The organism is Paenibacillus sp. LC231 (genome assembly GCF_001860525.1).
In the GTDB taxonomy this organism is placed as follows: Bacteria; Bacillota; Bacilli; order Paenibacillales; family Paenibacillaceae; genus Paenibacillus_AQ.
In genome coordinates, this window is sequence record NZ_JFOM01000008.1 from 211,251 (window position 1) to 234,115 (window position 22,865).

The window sequence follows — 22,865 nt, forward strand, 5'->3', positions numbered from 1 at the left end:
TTAATAAGATTGTTTAGCTTACGATTAGTAGCTTCGGCGGTAAGAACCGAAGCTGTGTAATACTTACAAATATAGAAGTAAACCTGATAAGGAGTTGTCACATAAATGGCTTTAAAAGCAGGAATTGTCGGTTTGCCAAACGTCGGCAAATCAACATTGTTTAATGCGATCACGCAAGCGGGCGCCGAATCGGCCAACTATCCGTTCTGTACGATTGATCCTAACGTCGGTGTTGTGGAAGTGCCGGATGAGCGCCTCGACAAGCTGACCGAGCTGGTTCAACCGAACAAAACGGTACCAACCGCTTTTGAATTCGTGGACATCGCGGGCTTGGTCCGCGGGGCCAGCAAAGGGGAAGGTCTTGGGAACAAGTTTCTTGCCCATATTCGTGAAGTGGATGCCATCGTTCATGTTGTTCGCTGCTTTGAAGACGAGAACATTACCCACGTTGACGGTAAAGTGAACCCGGTCAGCGATATCCAGACGATTAATTTGGAGCTGATCCTTGCGGATCTCGACAGCGTGGAGAAGCGGATTGACCGCGCGAAGAAGAACATGAAGGGCGGCAACAAGCAGTATGCTCAGGAAGTAGAACTGCTGGAGCGCCTGAAGGAAGCCCTTTACAACGATCAACCGGCACGCAGCGTGGAGCTGAGCGATGATGAGAAGCTGATTGTTCGCGATTTGCACCTGCTGACATTGAAGCCGGTATTGTACGCGGCTAACCTGAGCGAAGACGGCGTTGCGGAAGCCGACAGCAATCCTTATGTACAGCAGGTTCGTGATTTCGCGGCTGCGGAGAACGCGATCGTGGTTCCGATCAGCGCGAAGGTTGAAGCTGAAATTGCCGAGCTTGAAGGCGAGGACAAAGCGATGTTCCTTGAGGAGCTGGGTCTGGAAGAATCCGGTTTGAACCGTCTCATCAAGGCTGCTTACAGTCTTCTGGGATTGTACACCTACTTTACGGCAGGCGTGCAGGAAGTACGTGCCTGGACGATCCGCAAAGGAACGAAGGCTCCGCAAGCGGCAGGCGTGATTCATACCGACTTCGAACGCGGCTTCATTCGTGCAGAGGTTGTAGCTTACGATGACCTCGTTGCAGCCGGATCGATGAACGGCGCGAAGGAACGCGGACAGCTTCGCCTGGAAGGCAAAGAGTACGTTGTGAATGACGGCGATGTAATGCACTTCCGTTTTAATGTGTAGGAATTGAACGATTCAAAGGCCATGGCTCCATGTCACTTTGTGCATGGGACCGTGGTTTTTTTGAAGGGGAGAACCTTTCCGTGCGGCCAACTGCCTGCTAGTCAAATGCGTCGTTTCATGGTAAAATAAAAAGTCGTTTACACTTCATTGATATGCGAAATGGAGTGCAAAAAGGCATATATTCAGGAATATATCTTAGAGAGGTGAATTCCTTTGTTGGACCGATTACAATCCCTTGCGGACCGTTACGAGAAGTTAAGTGAGCTGTTGTGCGATCCCGATGTCGCTAATGACTCCAAGAAGCTCAGGGATTATTCCAAAGAACAATCCGATTTACAGCCTGCTTATGAGGCTTATGTTGAATATAAAAATGTAATTGAAGAGCTCGAAGCTGCCAAAACCATGCAGGGCGAAAAGTTGGATGACGAAATGCGCGAAATGGTGAAAATGGAGATCGAGGAGCTTACCCAGCGCGAGCAAGAGCTGGCGGAGAAGATTCGGATTTTGCTGCTGCCGAAGGACCCGAACGATGACAAGAACGTGATCATCGAGATTCGCGGCGCTGCCGGCGGCGACGAGGCGGCGCTGTTTGCTTCCGACCTGTACCGGATGTATACCCGTTATGCGGATACTCAAGGCTGGAAGGTTGAGCTCATGGACGTGAACACGAACGATCTGGGCGGCTTCAAGGAAGTCATCTTCATGATCAATGGCCGCGGAGCATACAGCAAAATGAAATTCGAGAGCGGCGCGCACCGTGTTCAGCGTATTCCGGCAACGGAATCCGGCGGTCGTATCCATACCTCCACCTCCACCGTGGCGGTCATGCCGGAGGCGGAAGAAGTGGACATCGAGATCCATGACAAGGACATCCGCGTGGATACCTTCTGCTCTAGTGGTGCAGGCGGTCAATCCGTTAACACCACCAAGTCGGCGGTACGCGTAACGCATATCCCGACGGGGATCGTGGCTACGTGCCAAGACGGCAAATCGCAGAACTCCAATAAGGAGAAGGCGCTGCAGGTGCTTCGGGCCCGTATCTTTGATATGATGCGCCAAGAGGAAGAAGCGAAATATGCCGGTGAGCGGAAGAGCAAAGTAGGTACAGGTGACCGCAGTGAACGGATTCGTACGTACAACTTCCCGCAAAGCCGTGTAACCGACCACCGAATCGGACTTACCGTTCACAAGCTGGATCAAGTGATGAACGGGGAGATTGAAGAGATCGTTTCGGCGCTGACCCTTGCGGAGCAGGCTGAAGCGATGGAAAAAGGAGTATAACGCTTTGAAGCGGACGAGATTTGAATTAACGCCGCAGCGCAGCATAAGAGAAGCCTTTGTGGAGGCTTCTTCTTTTTTAGATGGCATGCGGGTGATGGAGCCGCAGCGGAATGCGCAGCTGCTGCTGGAGCATGTGCTGGGATTGTCGGGAACCTCATATTATATGGCGCTTGCGGAGCCGTTTCCGGCGAACCGGCGCTATGCCTTGGAGGACGTCATCAATCGCAAGGCGCAGGGCGTACCTGCGCAGTATATTATCGGCGAGCAGGAATTTTACGGCCGGCCGTTTGAAGTCACGTCGGCGGTTCTCATTCCTCGTCCGGAAACGGAACTGCTCGTGGAAGCGGTGCTGAAGTATGGCCGGGAGCTCACTCCGCGATCAAAAAGACTAAAGGCCATAGACATCGGCACCGGTAGCGGTGCCATTGCCATTACGTTGGCATTGCAGGAGGCGGCGTGGGATTTGCTGGCGAGCGATATTTCGCCTGAGGCGCTTGAGGTTGCTGCGCGTAATGCGAAGCATCTGAATGCCGATGTCGAGTTCCGGCAGGGGAACCTGCTGGAGCCGTTCGCCGGCATGGCGCCGGACATCCTCGTCTCCAACCCGCCTTACATTCCGGCGGAAGATATCGAGGGACTGCAGCCGGAAGTCCGAGACTATGAACCGCGAACGGCACTGGATGGGGGGCCGGACGGATTGAATCCGTACCGGATCATGATGGAGCAGCTGCCCTTGCTGTCAACGCCGCCGCGGATGATTGCCTTTGAGCTGGGCATGGGCCAGGCCGGGGATGTGGCAGAGCTTTTACGGGGTGCAGGGCACTGGAAGGAAATCGTCACGGTGCCGGATTTGGCGGGCATTGACAGGCATGTCTTGGGAATATCCCGTTAATTGTGTTCTGGAAGAATATCTTTTAAAATAGATGATGGGCTGAGCCGATTAAATGGGGTGTTGTCGTTCAGATCGTTACATGGCCTCAATCGGCAAATCAGTGTTTACAGCTCCGGGCACAGGGGGACCAAAGCATGCTTCAGAAATTCAAGAAGATTGATTTTGTTATCGTTTTTGTACTGTTGATGCTAATGGTTGTCAGTATTACATCGATATATAGTGCCACGCTCGACACCATCGGATTCGAAAAACACCATATCAAGATGGCGATATTTTATATCCTCGGATTCGCAGCCTTTTTCGGACTCAGCTTGATTGATTATCGTTTATGGAATAAATACGCACTGCACATATACATCGGAGGGTTATTAACCCTTTTGCTGCCTTCATTCATCGGCCAGACCAAAAATAATGCCACGGGCTGGATTAATCTCGGTATCGTTGATTTTCAACCTGCAGAGTTGTTTAAGCTGGTGCTGATCATATTTATCACCTATATTCTTATCCGTAAGAACAGAGCGAAGTTGTCTTTTTGGCGGGACATCGTACCGGTTGGGCTATTGACGTTTATTCCGTTTGCCGTTGTCATGGTGCAGAATGACTTGGGTAATGGACTAAGTTATATTGTCATTTTGCTTGGGCTGTTATGGATCGGTAATGTGAAGTTCTCGCACGCTCTTATCGGATTGCTGCTTGTAGCAGGGATTGCATTTGGTGGAGCCCAGGCCTATATCCACTATCATGATGAAATTAAAGAATCGAAAATCATGGAGAGCCGCGGTCATTGGATGGAACGGATCGATCCATGGCTGGTACCCGAAAAAGCTACCGCGAAGGCGAGTTATCATACGAACAACGCCAAGCTGGCCATTGCTTCCGGCGGTATGAGCGGGGAAGGGTACTTGCAGGGGAGCTCCGTACAATCCTCACGTGTGCCTTATACGTATTCGGATTCGATTTTTGTGCAAATTGCAGAGGAATATGGCTTCATCGGCTCTTCCGTTCTGTTGTTGTTATATTTCATACTCATTCACAGGATAATTTTGATATCATTGGAAAGTCGGGACAAAGCAGGTCCGTTTCTAATCATCGGTATTGTTGCCATGCTGCTGTATCAAATCTTTGAGAATATCGGCATGTTTATTGGATTGATGCCTTTGACCGGGATTACGCTGCCCTTCATCAGTTATGGCGGAACCTCACTCATCATTAATATGGCGTGTCTCGGGGTCGTCATGAGTGTGAAGCTGCATGGACAGGAAGTGGAGGAGGATATGCCCAATCCTCAAACGTACCGTTCCGCTCCGCCCAAACAGGCTTGATTCGGTTTATTGGGATTTAGATTCAGAGAGATGCTATCGAGAGCAGCATCTCTTTTGTATTTTTTGCTGGTAACTACAGGAGGGCCCGTGAATTGTATTAGAGGAGGAAATCTTTTAGAATATTTCATAGGGGCTGGCATACTCCTTGAAACGCTCCATCGCAGTGCTGCCTTTAGGCTTTCGTCTCTATCAACGATAAGCAGTGTCAAACTTTTTTTTCGAATAATCGTTATATGCCTGTATAGGCAAACCGGGGCTAACAGCTTCGGGCACAGGGGGACCATAAAGCATGCTTCAAAAATTTAAGAAGATGGATTACGTTATTGTTTTCGTACTGGTTTTGATGATGGGTATCAGCATTACGTCGATATACAGCACAACCGTTGACACCAAATTCGAAGGCTCTCATCTTCGCATGATTGCCTTTTATATTGTCGGCTTCATTGCTTTTTTTGGCATCAGCCTGCTGGATTACCGGTTGTTGATTAAATATGCTAAATATATTTATCTGGGCGGATTGGCCGTGTTGGTCCTCGTTATGTTTATCGGTAAGGATATCAACGGCGCCCAAGGCTGGATTTACATTGGCAGTTTAAGTATACAGCCTGCTGAATTGTTCAAGCTGATCCTGATTATTTTCCTTTCTTTTGTATTGGTGCGCAAAAACAAACCGCTGCTGTCCTTCTGGAAGGACGTTGTTCCGATCGGACTCTTGGCATTCGTGCCTTTTGTGCTCGTCATGGCCCAAAATGATCTGGGTAACGCGCTCAGTTATGTCGTCATTTTGCTGGGGCTGCTCTGGATCGGGAACGTTAAGTTCTCCCACGCGCTCATTGGACTTGCGCTTGTGGCAGGCGTGGCCTTCGGCGGCGCTCAGGCCTATATTCATTATCATGATGAACTGCTGGAATCGAAAATACTGAAGCCGCACTGGGTGGAACGGATTGATCCGTGGCTGTATCCGGAGAAAGCGACCGCCAAGGCCAGCTATCATACAACGAATGCGAAGCTTGCCATCGCTTCGGGCGGCATGAGCGGCGAGGGCTACATGCAGGGATCGTCGATCCAGTCGGGCAGAGTGCCTTATGCGTACTCCGATTCCATATTTGTGCAGATTGCCGAGGAATTCGGGTTTATCGGATCTTCCGTTCTGCTTCTGTTATATTTCATCCTGATCCATCGGTTGATCCTGATCTCCCTGGAATCCCGGGAGCGTGCGGGGCCGTTTCTCATTATAGGGATCGTGGCCATGTTCCTATATCAGATCTTCGAGAACATCGGCATGTTTATCGGTTTAATGCCGCTGACCGGGATTACGCTGCCCTTTATCAGTTATGGGGGAACTTCCCTTGTGATCAGTATGGCCAGTCTGGGAGTAGCCATGAGCGTGAAGCTGCATGGACAGGAAGTGGAGGAAGATATGCCGGATCCGCATGCCTATCGCCCGGCGGCTTCTAAGCAGGGATAAGCTTTTCTTTGTGGGAAGCTCCATAATCACGGAGACGAACTGAATAACCGATCTTAACAAAGATGCGATTCCGACTGGGGATCGCATCTTTTTTTGGTTCATGCTGGACCAATCTATGATTTTTATCAAATTTGCTAGATTCAACGTTTATATCTTTTACCAGCGGACATACTGATAGCATCATAGAGTTTCGTTCATAGAGAGGCGGTTGTCCGAGATGAAAAATTATAGTGAAACCCTCCGTATTATCGTGAAGAAAATGGTTGTGCTCTTATCCTGTATGTTTATGGTCATCATGGCTTGGGAAGGACAGCAGATTGATGCTTCCGTTGTTGGCGGTCCGATCCCTCAGGAATCGATACGACTTCGCATATTGGCGAATTCCGATAGCCCGTCCGATCAGCTGGTCAAAAGAGAGATTCGTGATTCGGTCGTTGAGCAAATGCAGCTCTGGGTCCTGCAGCTGGAGAACCCGCAAAGCCTGGAAGACGCCAAAGAATTAACCCGGCAGCATCTTCCGGAAATCCGCCAATTGGTGGGTGAAGAGCTGAAGAAAAGAGGGATTACGTACAGTTACACCGTAGAGCTTGGCGTTGTGCCGTTTCCGACGAAGTTATACGGGGGCACGGTGTATCCGGCCGGCGATTACGATGCGCTGCGGATTACGTTAGGTGAAGGTCAAGGGCAGAACTGGTGGTGCGTCTTGTTCCCGCCGCTGTGTTTCATCGATGGTGGCAGCGGGGATGCGGCGGCGCAGCCTGTTGACACAGGTATCCAAACGGTTTCAGCAGAGGCCGGCGACGAGGCTTCCCAAGAGGAAACACCGAAGAATGCAGGCGACAGTGAACCGGAGGTCCGCTTCTTCTTGTGGGATATGTTCCTTGGCATTTGGAACTGGGTGGTAAGCTTGTTCTAGGATTATAAACGAGTTGATTTTCAATCCTGATCGGGTATGATAAACTTTGAAGTAGAAGTGCGAGTTCAAAAAGTCGGATTTTCAGCACCGAAGCTTATGCTTCCGATGTGCGTTTTTCCAAAACGCTTCAGTTGGATGAAGCTAGGGAGTGAGGAGCGGAGCTACACGTTTTCAGAAAACGCCTTCGAAAGCATCTGCTGTTTTGGGTACGTGAGCACCTAAGATGTTTCCGCAGGAAACATGACTTCGTAAGCATCCACTTAGGCCCGGCTGAATTCAAGATTCGATACCGAGCTGCTTCCTGATTCGCTTCGTGTTAGATATAGGATTTATAAGTTATCAACGGTGTTGATGGAATTCTATATCGCAAGAAAACCTACTTCCGAATCGCGGTCGCTCAGCTCTGAATTGACCTCGATTGGTTTTCTTATCAAAAGCGGACTTTTTGAACAACCTCTAGAAGAGTGCTTTCTCTTTGGCGCGACTGGTTTGAATGGGAACCGGCACGGGACTGAAGAACGAAAAGCGCTTTTTATTTTGGGGCATAGGCAACACATGCGTTGGAGTTTATATAATTCATATACAGAAAGTTTGGGATAGGAATGGAACAGAACGGGAATGGCATGGAACCTAGCCAGCTGCGGGATAACGGCTTCCGCGAGGCTGCTGCAAATTCAACCCAGGTGTGGCATGTATCGAACTCGCTTTCCAGGGAGAGCTTGAGTTTGGAGAAGGAGGCGAAGCAGGCGCTGCAGGAAGCGGGGCAGATGCTCGAGCGGGGCGGAACCGTGGCCTTTCCGACGGAAACAGTCTACGGGCTTGGCGCAGACGCCGGTAATACGGAAGCGGTCGAGCGTGTCTTTGCCGCGAAGGGCCGGCCGTCGGACAATCCATTGATCGTGCATATTTCAGAGCTAACTCAGCTTGACGGTTTGGTCCGTCATGTGAATGAGACAGAAAGGGCGCTGATGGCAAGGTTCTGGCCTGGGCCGCTATCGCTGGTGCTGCCCGTTAAACCGGGTACCGTATCCCCTCGTGTGACGGCAGGGCTCGATACCGTTGCCGTGCGGATGCCGGATCACAACGTGGCGCTGGCCTTGATCAGCGCCGCCGGGCGTCCGCTGGCTGCGCCGAGCGCGAACCGTTCCGGTCGGCCAAGCCCGACGCTGGCCAGCCATGTCCTGGAGGATTTGGCCGGGGCGATCGACGGCGTCCTCGACGGCGGCCCTGCCGGGGTGGGCGTCGAGTCAACGGTGGTGCAAGTCGGCGAAGACGGCGCCGTCACGGTGCTCCGCCCGGGCGGCGTCACGGCCGAGCAGCTTGCCGCGGTTGCGGCAAGCGTGCGCATGGACCCGGCGCTTCATCGCGCCGCCGGGGAGGCGGAGAGCCCGGCGCCGCGCTCGCCAGGCATGAAGTACACGCACTACGCACCGAAGGGTGCGATGTGCGTGGTGCAGGGCCCGCGTGCCGACGCGGTATCGGCACGCATCGCGGCCGAGCTTGAGGCGGCTGCCCGGCGCGGGGAGGTGACCGGCGTGCTGTCGTTCGACGAGCACATCGGTCACTACCGCGCGGACGTTGCCGTCTCGCTCGGCAGCCTGGCCGCGCCGGAGGAAGCGGCCCGCCGGCTGTACGCCGGCCTGCGCCGGTTCGATGATGAAGGCGCAACCTTCATCCTGGCCGAAGCGTGCCCGGAGCAGGGCCTCGGAGCAGCCGTCATGAACCGGCTGCTCAAGGCCGCGGGACACCACATCATCGACGTGAATTAAAGCAGCCGCATGAACGCTGTTGGCATCATTTACCCCTTGTCCGCATATGGTGTACAAGACCATGGGACTTGGGGGAATGGGCATGCTGGAGGCGTCTGTCCAATCGGGACAGCTTGCGGCGATTCTGCTGATGGCGGTTGCACTCGGGCTAGACGCATTTTCGCTTGGAATCGGAGTTGGAATGAGAGGCGGTATGCGCTTAGGCCATATGCTGGGCATCAGCTTCATGATCGCGTTGTTTCACATGCTGATGCCGCTGCTGGGCTTATTTGCCGGCCGCTACGTTGGCATGTTACTGGGCCACGTCACAGGGCTTGCTGCCGGCGGGCTGCTGCTTTTATTGGGCGGGCATATGATGTATAACGCCCTGCGGGGCGGAGAGGGGCAGCGAATACATCCTACCGCATTTTTAGGCATGCTGCTGTTTTCGCTTAGCGTCAGCATTGACTCCTTCTCGGTAGGCGTTTCGCTCGGAATGTTTGTGAATGATGTGCTGTTAATCGTAATTTCCTTCGGGGTCGTGGGCGGTTTGCTGTCCATTCTCGGTTTGCTGCTTGGCCGTCAGGTAAGCAATAAGCTGGGGGAGTACGGTGAAATGCTGGGCGGACTGATTTTGGTTATCTTTGGCACCATGTTTATTTTTTGACGCAATATTTGTTACAATAACCCCAAAGAACCTACGAACGGGAGGAACGGACCGTGAAAAATATACTGTTTGTCTGCACGGGAAATACCTGCCGCAGTCCAATGGCGGAAGGCATGCTGCGCAAGCTTGCCAAACAACGGGGCATTCCGCTGGAAACGAAGTCCGCCGGCGTCTCGGCCGTGGATGGAATGCCGGTGTCCCATCATGCGGAATCCATACTGCGAGACCAGGATATCCAGGAACGCTTGGTGTCCAAGCCGTTGACCGCGAACCTGGTGGAATGGGCGGACCTGATTCTGACGCTGACCCAGTCGCATAAGCAGTATGCTATAAGGCAGTTTCCGCACGCCGCAGACAAGATGCACACGCTGAAAGAGTTCGTTGAGGATGACCGCCGGGTGCTGGACGATCTGCGGGAGCAGGATAGTCTGTATGCAGCGCTTGAGCTGGCCAGATCTCTGGGCCACGATGTCAGCGACCGTGACCGGGAGCGTCTGATCGAGCTGCGTCAGCGCATCCCGAGCTTCGATATCTCCGACCCTTTCGGGGGCTCGCGGGAGGAATATGAAGCGACGGCCGCAGAGATACGGACGGCGTTGTTCCGTCTTTTGGACAAGCTGGAAGCGGATCGGCACAACTAAGCCTTGTCTTTAGAGATATGAAGCCTGCCATTGGGCTAAAAAGCCACTTGCCTTTCGTATGGTATTGCTTTAAGATGAAGTTGAAAAACAAATGATCCGGTGTAACTGGCGACGAAGTGGATGAAACCACGATGGAGCATCGGAATATACGGCCGGTCGCCTGGGCAAAGAGCATTTGGAGCACAATACGTGCGCCGACTGCTCTTTTTTCGTCTTTTGCGCCCGATTTGGGTTATAATGAAACAAGCTAAAACGCAAAAGCGAACATACGAGGGGGTTTTTCATAGATGAAAATTGCATTGGGTACGGATCATGCCGGCATTCGTCTGAAAGAGGAAATCGTGGAAGTCATTCGGGGTCTTGGCCACGAGGTGGAGGATCTGGGCTGCGGCTGTTCCGATTCCGTGGATTATCCCGATTATGCCCTTCCGGTATGCGAGAAGGTCGTCTCGGGTGAAGCGGACCGCGGCATTCTGATCTGCGGTACGGGGATCGGCATGAGTATTGCGGCCAACAAGGTACCTGGCATTCGCTGCGCGCTGACACATGATGTGTTCTCAGCTAAAGCGACGCGCGAGCATAACGACAGCAACGTGATTGCGCTGGGTGAGCGTGTCGTCGGGCCCGGACTTGCTGCCGAAATCGTCAGCGCATGGCTGACGACGGATTTCAGTCATGGCGAGCGCCATGTCGGCCGCGTGAACAAGATCAAGGCCATCGAGGAGCGTTACCTGAAGAATGAATCGCGATAAGTGAACGCGTAATGCAGCGGCGGCTATCGTGATATGGGATTGAAGCATCTTCTGTGAAAAAATCATCGGGAGGACTGTGACATGACGGATATCTCCAAGGTTTCCTTGAACGAACAGACAGCGCGTATTGTCCGCGAACTGGCCAAAGCGGCCGTTTTAGGCCCGGGTAAAGTGCTGGTCATCGGAGCCAGCACCAGTGAAGTGGTTGGACGCCGAATCGGTACGGGCGGGGCTCTTGAAACGGCGCAGCAGCTTCTCCAGGGCATTGCCGAGGTTCAAGCGGAATTCGGTTTCGCGGTGGTCTATCAATGCTGTGAGCATCTGAACCGTGCGCTTGTCATGGAACGCGAGCTGCTTGAGCGGCTGAGCTTGACGGAAGTGGCTGCAGTTCCCATTCCGGGTGCGGGCGGGTCGATGGCTTCCGCAGCTTACCGCAGCATGAAGGAGCCCTGCCTTGCGGAATCGATTGAAGCCCATGCGGGTGTCGATATCGGCGAGACGCTGATCGGCATGCATTTGCGGAGAGTGGCGGTTCCATTCCGGCCGACCGAGCGTTATATCGGGGAGGCGCGCGTAACTGCGGCTTATACCCGCCCCAAGCTGATCGGCGGAGAACGTGCGGTGTACCGACTCGAGCAGAGGGATGATTCCACGCTGTGCGATTGATTCGAATGAGAACTCGCTTTTTCAATGATGACTACTTGTAGTTTTAAGTTTGCAAGAAAAAATAACGATGGATTATGGGAGGATATGAACATGATGGAACATTTGCGGAAGAGTGACCCGGCTGTATTGGAAGCGATGGATTTGGAGCTGAAGCGTCAACGCAGCAACATTGAGCTGATTGCCTCTGAGAATATTGTCAGCGAAGCGGTTATGGAAGCAATGGGGACGGTGCTGACGAATAAATATGCGGAAGGCTACCCTGGCAAACGCTATTACGGTGGCTGTGAGCGTGTGGATATCGTGGAAGATATCGCCCGTGACCGCGCCAAAGAATTGTTCGGAGCCGAGCATGCCAACGTTCAGCCGCACTCCGGTGCCCAAGCGAACATGGCGGTATATTTGGCAGCCCTGAAGCCCGGAGATACCGTGCTCGGCATGAACCTGGCCCATGGCGGCCATTTGACTCACGGAAGCCCGGTTAACGCTTCTGGTCTTCTGTACAATTTCGTTGCCTATGGCGTGCAAGAAGACACGTTCCTTATCGATTACGACGAAGTCCGCAAAGCGGCATTCAAGCATCGCCCTCGTCTGATCGTGGCGGGTGCAAGTGCCTATCCTCGCATTATTGATTTTGAAAAGCTTGCTGCCATCGCCAACGACGTAGGCGCGTTGTTCATGGTCGACATGGCACATATTGCAGGACTCGTTGCGGCAGGTCTTCATCCGAATCCGGTTCCGCATGCCCATTTTGTAACGACAACGACGCATAAGACGCTTCGCGGACCTCGCGGCGGTATGATTCTGTGCAAAAAGGCTTGGGCGCAAGCGATTGATAAAGCGGTATTCCCCGGCTCCCAAGGCGGGCCGCTTATGCATGTGATTGCTTCCAAAGCCGTAGCGCTTGGCGAAGCCTTGGATCCGTCTTTCAAGACGTATGCAGAGAATGTCGTGAAGAATGCGAAAGTGCTGGCCGATACCCTGATCGAGGAAGGCCTGAACATCGTTTCCGGCGGAACCGATAACCACCTGATGTTGGTGGATACCCGTAATCTGGACATCACTGGCAAAGACGCGGAGAAGGTTCTGGACTCCATCGGGATTACCGTGAACAAGAATGCCATCCCGTTTGATCCGACCAGCCCGTTCGTAACGAGCGGTATCCGTATTGGTACCCCTGCGGTTACTTCCCGCGGTATGGATGAGCAAGCGATGGTTACAATCGCGAAAATTATTGCCATGACTTTGAAGCAGCCGAAAGACGAGGCAACGCTTGAAAAAGCAGGCCGTTTGGTGGCTGAGCTTACCGATCAATATCCTCTCTATGCTGAAATGAAATATTAATCACAGTTTCCTTCGCATAAGAAGTCTATGATAAGAGGACCCCGCCTGATGCAGGTGGGGTCCTTTTAGGAGCTATGAACATTCTGGCCAGATTGCTATGCTCTCATTTTCCCGGTCAGGTCCTTTCGCGGTTAGCATCAATATAGGCGAGAATGGAAAACCTAGGTTCAGGGCAGAAGAAGATCCGATTCCGTTATAAGGTCAAAAACTCATGGAATAAAACATGACCCGTGCAGGTGTCAATTGACTATAGGGAATGATATAATAGACAGGATTTATGGAGCTCACAACTATTTACGCCCATATTGAAATAACATTTGTACTCAAACCGGAGGGACCAGACATGGGAAAATTGGTGATTTGTGATCACCCGTTGATTCAACACAAACTTACATTTATCCGCGATATGCGGACTAACACAAAAGACTTTCGCGAATTGGTAGACGAAGTCGCGACTTTGATGGCTTATGAAATTACGCGGGAGGTTCCTCTTGAATCGATATCCGTGCAGACGCCGGTAGCTGAAACCCAAGGGAAAGTCATTTCCGGCCGCATGCTCGGCTTGGTTCCGATCCTGCGCGCCGGTCTGGGCATGCTGGACGGCGTTGTCAAGCTGCTTCCAGCGGCAAAGGTAGGGCATGTCGGATTGTTCCGTGACCCCGAAACGCTTCAGCCTGTTGAATATTATACGAAGCTTCCAACCGATGTGACGGAACGGGAATTGATCGTCATTGATCCGATGCTCGCGACGGGCGGATCCGCTATCGCTGCTATCGACGTGCTGAAGAAACGCGGCTGTACCCAGATCAAGATGATGAACCTCGTGGCTGCACCGGAAGGTGTGAAGGCTGTCCATGATGCTCACCCGGACGTGGACATTTATGTTGCTGCTCTCGATGAGGGTCTTAACGACCATGGTTACATCGTACCGGGCCTTGGTGATGCAGGGGATCGGCTGTACGGCACGAAATAAGAGTCAAGCCAGTCACTCGTACGTCTTGATATTTGAAAACAAGCAAAGAGGGGTATTTTCAAACATGTCAAAAGTGAAAGTGATGACGATATTTGGGGTCCGCCCCGAAGCCATCAAGATGGCGCCGCTAATTCTAGAGCTTCAACGTCACCCTGAGCATATCGAATCGGTCGTTTGTGTTACTGCGCAGCATCGGCAAATGCTGGATCAGGTGCTGGATGTGTTCAAGATTGTTCCGGATTATGATTTGGATGTCATGAAGGACCGTCAGACGCTCAACGAGATCACCGTGCGCGTCCTGGAGGGTCTTGAGCCTGTTCTGCGTGAAGCCAAGCCGGATATTGTATTGGTGCACGGCGATACGCTGACAACGTTCCTGGCCAGCTATGCAGCCTTTCTGCAGCAGATTCAGGTCGGCCATGTGGAGGCGGGTCTGCGCACATGGAACAAGCTGAATCCTTATCCGGAGGAGATGAACCGTCAGCTGACCGGCGTGCTTGCTGATCTTCACTTTGCTCCGACGGACTGGTCCGCTGAGAATCTCCGCAAGGAGAACAAGCCGGATTCCCGCATTTATGTAACGGGTAACACGGCTACGGATGTATTCCAGTACACGGTGCGCGAAGGTTATACCCATCCGGTTCTGGACTGGGCGAAGGGCAAACGCTTGATCCTGATGACGGCACACCGCCGCGAATCCCAAGGGGAGCCGCATCGTCAAATATTTGAAGCGGTAAAGCGCATTGCCGATGAATTTGAGGATATTGCCATCGTATATCCTGTACATCCGAGTCCAGCTGTTAAAGAGCCGGCTCATCGCATTCTGGGAGATCACCCGCGCATCAAGCTGATTGATCCGCTGGATGTCGTGGATATGAACAATATTTACACCCATACGCATTTCATCATTACGGATTCCGGCGGCATGCAGGAGGAAGCTCCGTCATTCGGCGTGCCGACGCTGGTGCTTCGGGATACGACCGAACGTCCGGAGGGCATTGAAGCCGGTACCCTGGAGCTGGTAGGCACCCAGGAGGAGAATGTGTATGAACGCATTAAGGTTCTTCTGACCGATCAGGCGCTCTACGAAAAGATGAGCAAAGCTGCTAATCCGTATGGCGATGGACAAGCTTCACAGCGGATTGTCAATGCGATTTTGCACCATTTCGGCATCCGAAAAGAGCGTCCAGAAGAATTTCACAGAATGTTCACAAAGGTATAGTTTACCGTATTCTGATGAGCAAGGGGACAGCATACAGTTGAACTGTACGGTTACCGCGGCGTTTTGCGCAATTTAGACTGCTCAAAACGCCGATTTTACACGGTAAATCCATCAAATCGATTCATTGACAAACTCTTGTTATATTCAGTAAAATGAGTTGGGATTAGAGGTTCATATGAAAAATCCGAAAAGTCAAGATAACCCTTGGTTGATAGCGCTATACATTAGCGGGGCAGGCGGTTTGCTTGCCGCTTACATTCTCATCGGTTTTTTTACCGGGCGATGGCTCATGAATCATTTGGACGGGCCCAGAGTGTGGCTTGCCATTGGTACGCTTTCGGGGCTCTTTGTAGGGATTTTGAATATCGCTCTTCTCATTAAGAAGTATTTGGGGGCGCAAAGTGAATGATTTGACAACATCCATTGTGAACGGTGTGACTAGAGTATCGATACTCTTATTATCTGCTTTGTTTTTGGGATGGGCGTTATATCCGGATTATCGACCAGAGGAATCTGGGTTGATCTTGGGAATCGTTGGCGGTTTGTTCAACGTTCGCTTTCTTTCCATTAAAGTGAGGCAGCTTGTGGACTTGGCCGTGAGCCAGGAGCGCAGACGGTTCAGCTTTGGATTCGTCACAAGACTTTGCATCGCGTTTTTAATCGTGATGATGGCAGCCAAGCTCGAACAAGTATCGCTCGGCGCGACGATCATTGGCCTGTTTATTCCCCAACTGTTGATGATTCCTGTCAGCATTATTGTTGGTTTGAGAATGAAGAATTGATAAGCGCTAATTGGAAAGGGGTGAAAACAATCTTATGCATGATTCACCGATTATTGATTTAGGTGGATTTCGACTTGATCTATCAGCCGTCATTATGTTGCTAGTAACTTGTATTATTGTCTTTGTAATGGCACGGCTGGCCGTTCGTAATCTGTCTGTCGAAAACCCTTCCAAAATGCAAAACTTCATGGAGTGGGTCGTAGAATTTGTGCAAGGCATCGTAGCCAGCGCTATGGATTTGAAAAAAGGGAAGCCTTACATTTCGTTGGGCCTGACCTTGATTATATTCATCTTCGTAGCCAACGTGCTTGGATTGCCGTTTGCTATCATCACAGACTTGCCTGCTAACTTTCAAGTGTTTGGGCAGACGATCGAAGCGACGAAAGATCTTCATGATGGTCATATGGCTCACGTTCTCTGGTGGAAATCGCCGACAGCAGACATATCCATTACTGCGGGTCTGGCGATCGTCGTATTCTTCCTTATGAACTATTTGGGTCTGAAGCTGAACCGCAAGCATTACCTGAAACACTATATTGAACCGTTCCCGGTGTTTTTACCGCTGAATATCATTGAGAACTTGGCCAAGCCGGTCGCACTGGCAATCCGTTTGTTTGCCAACATCTTCGCAGGTGAGGTGCTCATCACGGTAATCCTGAAGATGGGATTCCTCGGAATACCGTTCCTGGCTGTATGGCAAGGGTTCAGTATATTTATCGGAGCATTGCAGGCTTTCATCTTTACAATCTTGACCATGGTTTATATTGCACAAACCACGGTTCACGAAGAAGAAGCGCATTAATAAGCTCGGCCGAAATATGCCGGCATATCGGCACTTTCGAAAGAGATATATTATATTAACCAAATTTGAACCAAATTTAAGGAGGATATTTATCAATGGAATTTTTAGCAGCAGCTATTGCAGTAGGTTTGGGCGCATTGGGCGCAGGTCTGGGTAACGGTATGATCGTAAGTAGAACAGTAGAATCTATCGCTCGTCAACCGGAAGCTCGTGGTCCGTTGCAAACGACAATGTTTATCGGTGTTGGTATCGTCGAGGTAGTTCCACTCGCTGCTACCGTTATTGCTTTCTTGATTATGTTTTCTTAATAAGAATACAACGGTTTGGCGGGGAGGGCCGATGCCATCCGCGCCTTCGTTTTGTTAAGAACTGCAATTCGCATTAACGGAAAGGAGTGACTTCATCCATGGAAGTACTTTGGGAGAATATTGTAATCTCAATTCTTGCATTTGCTATTCTGTATGTTCTGCTTCATAAATATGCTTTCGGTAAATTGTTTGCAATCATGGAGCAGCGTCGGGAATTGGTCGTGAGCCAGATCGACGAAGCTTCCAAGACTCGCGAGCAGGCACATGTCTATGTTGAAGAGCAAAAGCAAGCACTGAACCAAGCGCGTCAAGAAGCTCACGAGATCATCGAACGTTCCAAGCAAACGAGCAGCAAGCAGGCTGAACAGATTCTGGAACTGGCAAAAGAGGAAGCGGATCGCATCAAAGTGGATGCCATACGTGAAATCGAGAGTGAGAAGACGAAAGCCGTCGACGAGCTTCGCAGTGAAATCGGCAGTGTTTCCGTGAAAATCGCTACCAAGCTGATTGAACGGGAAGTGAAGAATGACAAAGCTCAAGAAGAACTGGTGGATCAATACCTTAAAGAGGTAGGAGGCAGACCATGAGCCAAAATACAGTAGCAGCCAAGCGGTATGCGCGGGCGCTGTTCGAAGTGGCGGCTCAGCAGCAGAAGGGTCTGGAAGTGGAAGAGGAATTGCGCGCTGTTGTGCATGCCATTGAAGGCGATGCCGACATTCAGAAATTCATCTCCACGCCGAATATTCCCCAGTCCGTGAAGATGAACGTAATCAGCCAGGCGTTGGCAGGGAAGGTATCGCAGCCTGTATTGAACACGATCGAATTGCTTCTCGACAGAGGGCGTACAGAAATGTTCGCTGAACTGCTGAACAGTTATGTGAAGATACAAGGTGCGAGCTTAGGATTGGCGGACGCCACTGTGTACTCCACCTACCCGCTTAGCGATCAGGAAAAAGAACAGGTAGCTTCGGAATTCGGGCAGTTAGCACATCAGAATATCCGGGTGACCAATGTTGTGGACGAGAGTTTGCTCGGCGGCCTGAAAGTTGTCATTGGTGATAAGCTTTATGACGGAAGCCTTGCCGGGAAGCTGGAACGTCTTGAAAAGTCTTTTAATAGACGAGCATAGTAGATAGGGGTGAAAACGTTGAGTATCAGACCTGAAGAAATCAGTACTTTAATCAAAAGTCAAATTGAAGAATATAAATCCGATATCACTGTCTCTGAAGTAGGTACGGTAATTCAAGTAAGTGACGGTATTGCTCGCGTGTACGGCCTGGAGAACGCGATGTCCGGGGAACTTTTGGAGTTCCAGAACGGCGTGTTCGGTCTGGCGCTGAACCTTGAAGAGAGCAATGTCGGTGTCGTTATCCTGGGACCTTACTCTGAAATCAAGGAAGGCGATCAGGTTAAGCGTACGGGACGTATTATGGAGGTTCCTGTAGGTGAAGCTCTGCTAGGACGCGTTGTCAATCCGCTGGGTCAACCGCTTGACGGCAAAGGCCCGATCGAAGCGGCTGCCTACCGTCCAGTTGAGAGCAGCGCACCAGGCGTTATCGACCGTAAATCCGTACATGAGCCTATGCAGACAGGTATTAAAGCGATCGACGCGATGGTACCTATCGGCCGCGGACAGCGCGAGCTGATCATCGGTGACCGCCAAACGGGTAAAACCACCGTTGCAATCGATACGATCCTGAACCAAAAAGGTAGCGGTGTTAAATGTATCTATGTAGCCATTGGGCAAAAACAATCCACTGTAGCACAGGTTGTTGAAACGCTTCGCCGTCATGGCGCACTGGAGTACACGATTGTTGTTACGGCTTCGGCTTCTGAGCCGGCTCCACTGCAGTACATCGCTCCATACGCAGGCTGCGCAATGGGTGAGTACTTCATGTACAAGGGCGAGCATGCACTTATCATCTATGATGACTTGTCGAAACAAGCAGCAGCATACCGTGAGTTGTCCTTGCTCCTCCGTCGTCCTCCGGGTCGGGAAGCTTATCCGGGTGACGTTTTCTACCTGCACTCCCGTTTGCTGGAACGTGCAGCGAAGCTCAACGATGAGCTTGGTGGTGGTTCATTAACCGCGCTGCCATTTATTGAAACACAGGCTTCTGACGTATCTGCATACATTCCAACCAACGTAATTTCGATTACGGATGGACAGATCTTCCTGGAGTCCGAGCTGTTCTACTCCGGTCAGCGTCCAGCGATTAACGTCGGTATTTCGGTATCCCGTGTCGGTGGTTCCGCGCAGATCAAAGCGATGAAAAAGGTTGCAGGCGGCATGAAGCTGGATCTTGCGCAATATCGTGAGCTCCAGGCGTTCTCCCAGTTCGGATCCGATCTGGATAAATCAACCTTGGCTCGTTTGAACCGTGGTGCAAGATTGATGGAAATCCTGAAACAGGGTGTAAACCAGCCGTTATCCGTAGAACAACAGGTGGTTAGCTTATACGCAGCCGTTAAAGGATATATCGATGATATCGAGGTTGCTGATGTTCGTCGTTTCGAGAGCGAATTCCTTGCTTTTATTGGAAGCAATAAACCGGAAATTCTTCAATCCATTACGGATACGAAGGATCTGACGTCCGATAACGAAAACGCATTGAAAGCGGCAATCGATCAATTTAAGAAGGGCTTTGCCGCTTCGGTTTAAGCTCCTCAGGTAAGTAATAGGAGGGGAGCCGGGGTAAGCCCGGCATCCTCTTTCATCATATGGAATGTAGCTTTGGCTGTGACCAAAGTGATTTTTACAAAAGGTACGGCTTTGGTCCTAGCCAAAGCTTAGTCTACGCGTACGAAGTTAGCTTTGGCTTCGCCAAAGCTAGGTGATTGCTTACGAAGTTTAGCTTTGGCTTCGCCAAAGCAAGGTGTTTGCTTACGAAGTTTAGCTTTGGCTTCGCCAAAGCTTTAAGGTGGTGAAAACATGGCAAGAGGATTACGTGATATTAAGCGGCAGATCAAGAGTGTTCAGAACACAAGGCAGATCACCAAGGCGATGGAAATGGTTGCTGCCGCCAAGCTGAGAAGAGCTCAAGAGAAGGCAACCTCCGCACTTCCATACTCCGAGAAGCTGAAAGAAGTGGTTGGCAGCATTGCTGCTGGAACCAAGGGAATCAGCCATCCGATGCTGGAAAAGCGTGAAGTGAAGAAAACCGGTTATCTGGTGATCACTTCCGACCGCGGTCTTGCTGGTGCATCAAACTCCAACATTTTGCGAAAAGTATCGAACTTCATCGCAGAACGCCATCAGTCCAAGGATGAGTATTGCCTGTTTGTAATCGGACGTAAAGGACGGGATTATTTCCGCCGTCGTGAACTTCCGGTTGTTGAGGAACTCACCGATTTATCCGATAGTCCGACCTATGCAGATATTAAGACCATCGCTAATGCGGCGGTTCATCAATATGAGCTGGGTCAGATCGATGAGTTATACGTGTGCTATAACCAATTCGTGAATGCTTTGACTCAGCTCCAGGAGATCTCCAAGCTTCTGCCGATGGAGAACATTGGCAGCGCTGAGAACCTGACGGGTTATGAGTATGAACCGTCTCCTGAAGGCGTGCTTGAGGTGCTGCTTCCGAAATATGCGGAAACACTGATTTTCAGTGCGATGCTGAATGCGAAGGCAAGTGAGCTGGGTGCGAAGATGACTGCTATGGGAGCTGCAACGAAGAATGCAAGCAAGATCATCAACGAGTTGAACCTCACTTACAACCGTGCTCGTCAGGCTGCCATTACGCAGGAAATTTCCGAGATTGTGGGCGGAGCAAACGCTCAGCAATAATGCACGGCTCTGAATTCTTAATTTAGTACTTTACGGATATGCGGCCATGTCATGAATAAGCCGCTTTTACGATCATCGTTCACCGCTAGAGGTGAGCGGGTAGGAGGGAAAACGAATCAATGAAAAAAGGACGCGTTGTCAGCATTACAGGTGCTGTAGTTGACATTGAATTTGAGCGCGGTCATCTTCCCGAGATTTTTAATGCTGTCAAGATTGAAGCAACGCTGGAAGGCGGCCGCTCGGTTGATTTGACTTTGGAAGTATCCAATCATTTGGGTGATAATCTGGTTCGTTGTATCGCGATGTCATCCACGGATGGTCTCGTTCGCGGTATCGAAGCCGTGGATTTGGGCAGACCGATTACGGTTCCTGTAGGTTCGGCTACACTTGGCCGTGTATTTAACGTATTGGGTGAGCCGATCGATAATGCAGGTGCCGTCGTATCCGAAATTAATAACCCGATCCACCGTGAAGCTCCTGCTTATGATGAGCTCTCCACGCAAGCGGAAATGCTTGAAACGGGTATTAAGGTAATCGACTTGCTTGCTCCATACCAAAAAGGCGGTAAGATCGGTCTGTTTGGTGGTGCCGGCGTAGGTAAAACCGTTGCGATCCAGGAATTGATCAATAACATCGCTCAAGAACACGGCGGTATTTCCGTATTCGCCGGCGTAGGGGAGCGTACTCGTGAAGGGAACGACCTTTACCACGAGATGAGCGATTCCGGCGTTATCAGCAAAACCGCGATGGTATTCGGTCAAATGAACGAGCCTCCGGGTGCCCGTCTTCGCGTAGCGTTGACCGGTTTGACAATGGCGGAATATTTCCGTGATCAAGAAGGTAAAGACGTACTTCTCTTTATCGACAACATCTTCCGCTTTACTCAAGCGGGCTCCGAAGTATCCGCCCTTCTCGGTCGTATGCCTTCCGCGGTAGGTTACCAGCCAACGCTGGCATCCGAAATGGGACGCTTGCAAGAGCGGATTACCTCTACCAAAAAAGGTTCCGTTACATCCATCCAGGCTATCTATGTACCGGCGGATGACTATACGGATCCGGCTCCAGCTACAACGTTTGCTCACTTGGATGCAACGACGAACCTGGAGCGTAAAATTTCCGAGATGGGTATCTATCCTGCGGTAGATCCGCTTGCATCCAGTTCCCGTATCTTGGCTCCGGAAATTGTTGGTGAAGAGCACTATAACGTCGCTCAAGGCGTTAAGAAAATTTTGGCTCGTTATAATGAGCTTCAAGATATCATTGCGATCCTCGGTATGGATGAGCTGAGCGAGGAAGATAAAGCGATTGTTGGACGTGCTCGTCGTGTTCAACGCTTCCTTTCCCAAGCTTTCCACGTTGCCGAGCAGTTCAACGGCATCCCGGGTAAATATGTACCGGTTAAAGAAACTGTACGCAGCTTTAAAGAGATCCTGGAAGGCAAGTATGACCACCTTCCGGAAGCGGCTTTCCTGTTCGTAGGTACGATTGAAGAGGCAGTTGAAAAAGCTAAAACATTGTAAGCTGACGCTCCGTGATCGGCAGACCGGAACAGTACTTCTTGCGAGTCTGTGAGGTCTGCTGCGCGAGTTTTCTGCGGAAAACGGTGAGGAGGGATGGAAGTGAGCACCATTTTGTTGGAAATCGTAACGCCGGACCGCCTGGTCTACTCAGAGCAGGTGAATAGTGTTACGGTGCGTGGGGTCGAGGGAGAACTGGGCATTTTACCTGGTCATATTTCCTTTGTTACGCCGCTTCAGATAGCGCCAGTTTATGTGAAGATCGGTAACCAGAGAACCCCGTTTGCGGTACAAGGCGGTTTCGTCGAAGTCCGCAAAGATAAGATTGTCATCCTGGCGGAAAGCGCAGAGAAAGCGGAAGAAATCGATCTGGAGCGTGCGGAAGCCGCGAAGGAAAGAGCGGAGACCCGCCTGAATGCGAAGGGAAGACAAGATGAAGTTGACCATCGTCGCGCGGAAATGGCTCTGCAAAGAGCGCTGAACCGGATTAAAGTGACGCGGAACTAATAAGGTGAACGAAGACAGCTTGCTGTAATGATACAGCCAAGCTGTCTTTTTGTGCTCTATT

The 22,865-nt window shown here is 51.1% G+C and carries 24 protein-coding genes and 1 riboswitch; all 24 genes read left to right on the plus strand.

The features are described 5' to 3' along the window. Positions 1-105 precede the first annotated feature (105 nt). Entirely contained in the window at positions 106-1,206 is a 1,101-nt protein-coding gene (gene ychF / locus AK95_RS04970) for a redox-regulated ATPase YchF (RefSeq protein ID WP_015737759.1), read from the plus strand. A 213-nt stretch (positions 1,207-1,419) separates the two neighbouring features. Then, a complete protein-coding gene (gene prfA / locus AK95_RS04975; RefSeq protein ID WP_071218854.1) occupies positions 1,420-2,487 on the plus strand; it encodes a peptide chain release factor 1 in 1,068 nt (355 codons plus the stop codon). 4 nt (positions 2,488-2,491) lie between these two features. Further along, positions 2,492-3,379, plus strand: a complete 888-nt coding sequence (gene prmC / locus AK95_RS04980; protein ID WP_071218855.1) for a peptide chain release factor N(5)-glutamine methyltransferase — start codon at positions 2,492-2,494, stop codon at positions 3,377-3,379. Between the two features lie 134 nt (positions 3,380-3,513). Continuing rightward, positions 3,514-4,701: an FtsW/RodA/SpoVE family cell cycle protein gene (locus tag AK95_RS04985; protein ID WP_071218856.1), complete on the plus strand. Its 1,188-nt coding sequence runs from the start codon at positions 3,514-3,516 to the stop codon at positions 4,699-4,701. Between the two features lie 289 nt (positions 4,702-4,990). Then, the gene (locus AK95_RS04990) at positions 4,991-6,169 is read left to right on the plus strand and encodes an FtsW/RodA/SpoVE family cell cycle protein (protein ID WP_071218857.1); all 1,179 of its coding nucleotides are present in this window, start codon (positions 4,991-4,993) and stop codon (positions 6,167-6,169) included. 217 nt (positions 6,170-6,386) lie between these two features. After that, positions 6,387-7,085, plus strand: a complete 699-nt coding sequence (gene spoIIR / locus AK95_RS04995; protein WP_071218858.1) for a stage II sporulation protein R — start codon at positions 6,387-6,389, stop codon at positions 7,083-7,085. A 623-nt stretch (positions 7,086-7,708) separates the two neighbouring features. Then, complete coding sequence (locus tag AK95_RS05000) at positions 7,709-8,854, plus strand: L-threonylcarbamoyladenylate synthase (protein ID WP_481855810.1); 1,146 nt, start codon at positions 7,709-7,711, stop codon at positions 8,852-8,854. A gap of 82 nt (positions 8,855-8,936) precedes the next feature. Then, positions 8,937-9,500 (plus strand): manganese efflux pump MntP, encoded by a 564-nt coding sequence (locus tag AK95_RS05005; protein ID WP_071218860.1) that lies wholly within the window; start codon positions 8,937-8,939, stop codon positions 9,498-9,500. A 53-nt stretch (positions 9,501-9,553) separates the two neighbouring features. Beyond that, positions 9,554-10,141, plus strand: a complete 588-nt coding sequence (locus tag AK95_RS05010) for a low molecular weight protein arginine phosphatase (RefSeq protein ID WP_071218861.1) — start codon at positions 9,554-9,556, stop codon at positions 10,139-10,141. A gap of 91 nt (positions 10,142-10,232) precedes the next feature. After that, positions 10,233-10,314: riboswitch (ZMP/ZTP riboswitch) on the plus strand. 114 nt (positions 10,315-10,428) lie between these two features. Then, positions 10,429-10,893 carry a ribose 5-phosphate isomerase B gene (gene rpiB, locus AK95_RS05015; RefSeq protein ID WP_071218862.1) on the plus strand — a complete coding sequence of 155 codons (465 nt, stop codon included), beginning with the start codon at positions 10,429-10,431 and terminating at the stop codon, positions 10,891-10,893. Between the two features lie 81 nt (positions 10,894-10,974). Further along, positions 10,975-11,559: a TIGR01440 family protein gene (locus AK95_RS05020; protein ID WP_071218863.1), complete on the plus strand. Its 585-nt coding sequence runs from the start codon at positions 10,975-10,977 to the stop codon at positions 11,557-11,559. Positions 11,560-11,649: 90 nt separating this feature from the next. Then, on the plus strand, positions 11,650-12,900 hold the full coding sequence (locus tag AK95_RS05025; protein WP_071218864.1) for a serine hydroxymethyltransferase: 1,251 nt from the start codon (positions 11,650-11,652) through the stop codon (positions 12,898-12,900). A 343-nt stretch (positions 12,901-13,243) separates the two neighbouring features. Continuing rightward, complete coding sequence (upp, locus tag AK95_RS05030; protein WP_006213103.1) at positions 13,244-13,873, plus strand: uracil phosphoribosyltransferase; 630 nt, start codon at positions 13,244-13,246, stop codon at positions 13,871-13,873. 64 nt (positions 13,874-13,937) lie between these two features. Then, positions 13,938-15,095, plus strand: coding sequence for a non-hydrolyzing UDP-N-acetylglucosamine 2-epimerase (gene wecB / locus AK95_RS05035; RefSeq protein WP_071218865.1), 1,158 nt, complete (start codon positions 13,938-13,940; stop codon positions 15,093-15,095). A gap of 175 nt (positions 15,096-15,270) precedes the next feature. Beyond that, positions 15,271-15,504, plus strand: a complete 234-nt coding sequence (locus AK95_RS05040; RefSeq protein WP_071218866.1) for an AtpZ/AtpI family protein — start codon at positions 15,271-15,273, stop codon at positions 15,502-15,504. Next, the gene (locus AK95_RS05045; protein ID WP_071218867.1) at positions 15,497-15,877 is read left to right on the plus strand and encodes an ATP synthase subunit I; all 381 of its coding nucleotides are present in this window, start codon (positions 15,497-15,499) and stop codon (positions 15,875-15,877) included. Before AK95_RS05040 ends, AK95_RS05045 begins: the two co-directional genes overlap by 8 nt. 34 nt (positions 15,878-15,911) lie before the next feature. Continuing rightward, entirely contained in the window at positions 15,912-16,679 is a 768-nt protein-coding gene (atpB, locus tag AK95_RS05050) for a F0F1 ATP synthase subunit A (protein ID WP_071218868.1), read from the plus strand. A 95-nt stretch (positions 16,680-16,774) separates the two neighbouring features. Then, complete coding sequence (gene atpE / locus AK95_RS05055; RefSeq protein ID WP_006213098.1) at positions 16,775-16,987, plus strand: F0F1 ATP synthase subunit C; 213 nt, start codon at positions 16,775-16,777, stop codon at positions 16,985-16,987. Between the two features lie 98 nt (positions 16,988-17,085). Next, positions 17,086-17,574, plus strand: a complete 489-nt coding sequence (gene atpF, locus AK95_RS05060) for a F0F1 ATP synthase subunit B (protein ID WP_071218869.1) — start codon at positions 17,086-17,088, stop codon at positions 17,572-17,574. After that, complete coding sequence (locus AK95_RS05065; RefSeq protein WP_071218870.1) at positions 17,571-18,116, plus strand: F0F1 ATP synthase subunit delta; 546 nt, start codon at positions 17,571-17,573, stop codon at positions 18,114-18,116. The genes atpF and AK95_RS05065 overlap by 4 nt, the downstream gene beginning before the upstream one ends. Before the next feature lie 18 nt (positions 18,117-18,134). Continuing rightward, the gene (gene atpA, locus AK95_RS05070; protein ID WP_071218871.1) at positions 18,135-19,649 is read left to right on the plus strand and encodes a F0F1 ATP synthase subunit alpha; all 1,515 of its coding nucleotides are present in this window, start codon (positions 18,135-18,137) and stop codon (positions 19,647-19,649) included. Positions 19,650-19,919: 270 nt separating this feature from the next. Then, complete coding sequence (atpG, locus tag AK95_RS05075) at positions 19,920-20,780, plus strand: ATP synthase F1 subunit gamma (protein ID WP_071218872.1); 861 nt, start codon at positions 19,920-19,922, stop codon at positions 20,778-20,780. Positions 20,781-20,899: 119 nt separating this feature from the next. Next, positions 20,900-22,300, plus strand: a complete 1,401-nt coding sequence (gene atpD / locus AK95_RS05080) for a F0F1 ATP synthase subunit beta (RefSeq protein WP_071218873.1) — start codon at positions 20,900-20,902, stop codon at positions 22,298-22,300. Positions 22,301-22,399: 99 nt separating this feature from the next. Beyond that, complete coding sequence (locus AK95_RS05085) at positions 22,400-22,804, plus strand: F0F1 ATP synthase subunit epsilon (protein ID WP_071218874.1); 405 nt, start codon at positions 22,400-22,402, stop codon at positions 22,802-22,804. Positions 22,805-22,865: the final 61 nt, after the last annotated feature.

Bases quoted from the DNA above. Each gene is read 5' to 3' on its own strand.
- ychF (WP_015737759.1), top strand. From the start codon at position 106: ATGGCTTTAAAAGCAGGAATTGTCGGTTTGCCAAACGTCGGCAAATCA.
- AK95_RS04985 (WP_071218856.1), top strand. From the start codon at position 3,514: ATGCTTCAGAAATTCAAGAAGATTGATTTTGTTATCGTTTTTGTACTG.
- AK95_RS04990 (WP_071218857.1), top strand. From the start codon at position 4,991: ATGCTTCAAAAATTTAAGAAGATGGATTACGTTATTGTTTTCGTACTG.
- spoIIR (WP_071218858.1), top strand. From the start codon at position 6,387: ATGAAAAATTATAGTGAAACCCTCCGTATTATCGTGAAGAAAATGGTT.
- AK95_RS05000 (WP_481855810.1), top strand. From the start codon at position 7,709: ATGGAACCTAGCCAGCTGCGGGATAACGGCTTCCGCGAGGCTGCTGCA.
- AK95_RS05005 (WP_071218860.1), top strand. From the start codon at position 8,937: ATGCTGGAGGCGTCTGTCCAATCGGGACAGCTTGCGGCGATTCTGCTG.
- rpiB (WP_071218862.1), top strand. From the start codon at position 10,429: ATGAAAATTGCATTGGGTACGGATCATGCCGGCATTCGTCTGAAAGAG.
- AK95_RS05020 (WP_071218863.1), top strand. From the start codon at position 10,975: ATGACGGATATCTCCAAGGTTTCCTTGAACGAACAGACAGCGCGTATT.
- AK95_RS05025 (WP_071218864.1), top strand. From the start codon at position 11,650: ATGATGGAACATTTGCGGAAGAGTGACCCGGCTGTATTGGAAGCGATG.
- upp (WP_006213103.1), top strand. From the start codon at position 13,244: ATGGGAAAATTGGTGATTTGTGATCACCCGTTGATTCAACACAAACTT.
- wecB (WP_071218865.1), top strand. From the start codon at position 13,938: ATGTCAAAAGTGAAAGTGATGACGATATTTGGGGTCCGCCCCGAAGCC.
- AK95_RS05040 (WP_071218866.1), top strand. From the start codon at position 15,271: ATGAAAAATCCGAAAAGTCAAGATAACCCTTGGTTGATAGCGCTATAC.
- atpB (WP_071218868.1), top strand. From the start codon at position 15,912: ATGCATGATTCACCGATTATTGATTTAGGTGGATTTCGACTTGATCTA.
- atpE (WP_006213098.1), top strand. From the start codon at position 16,775: ATGGAATTTTTAGCAGCAGCTATTGCAGTAGGTTTGGGCGCATTGGGC.
- atpF (WP_071218869.1), top strand. From the start codon at position 17,086: ATGGAAGTACTTTGGGAGAATATTGTAATCTCAATTCTTGCATTTGCT.
- AK95_RS05065 (WP_071218870.1), top strand. From the start codon at position 17,571: ATGAGCCAAAATACAGTAGCAGCCAAGCGGTATGCGCGGGCGCTGTTC.
- atpG (WP_071218872.1), top strand. From the start codon at position 19,920: ATGGCAAGAGGATTACGTGATATTAAGCGGCAGATCAAGAGTGTTCAG.
- atpD (WP_071218873.1), top strand. From the start codon at position 20,900: ATGAAAAAAGGACGCGTTGTCAGCATTACAGGTGCTGTAGTTGACATT.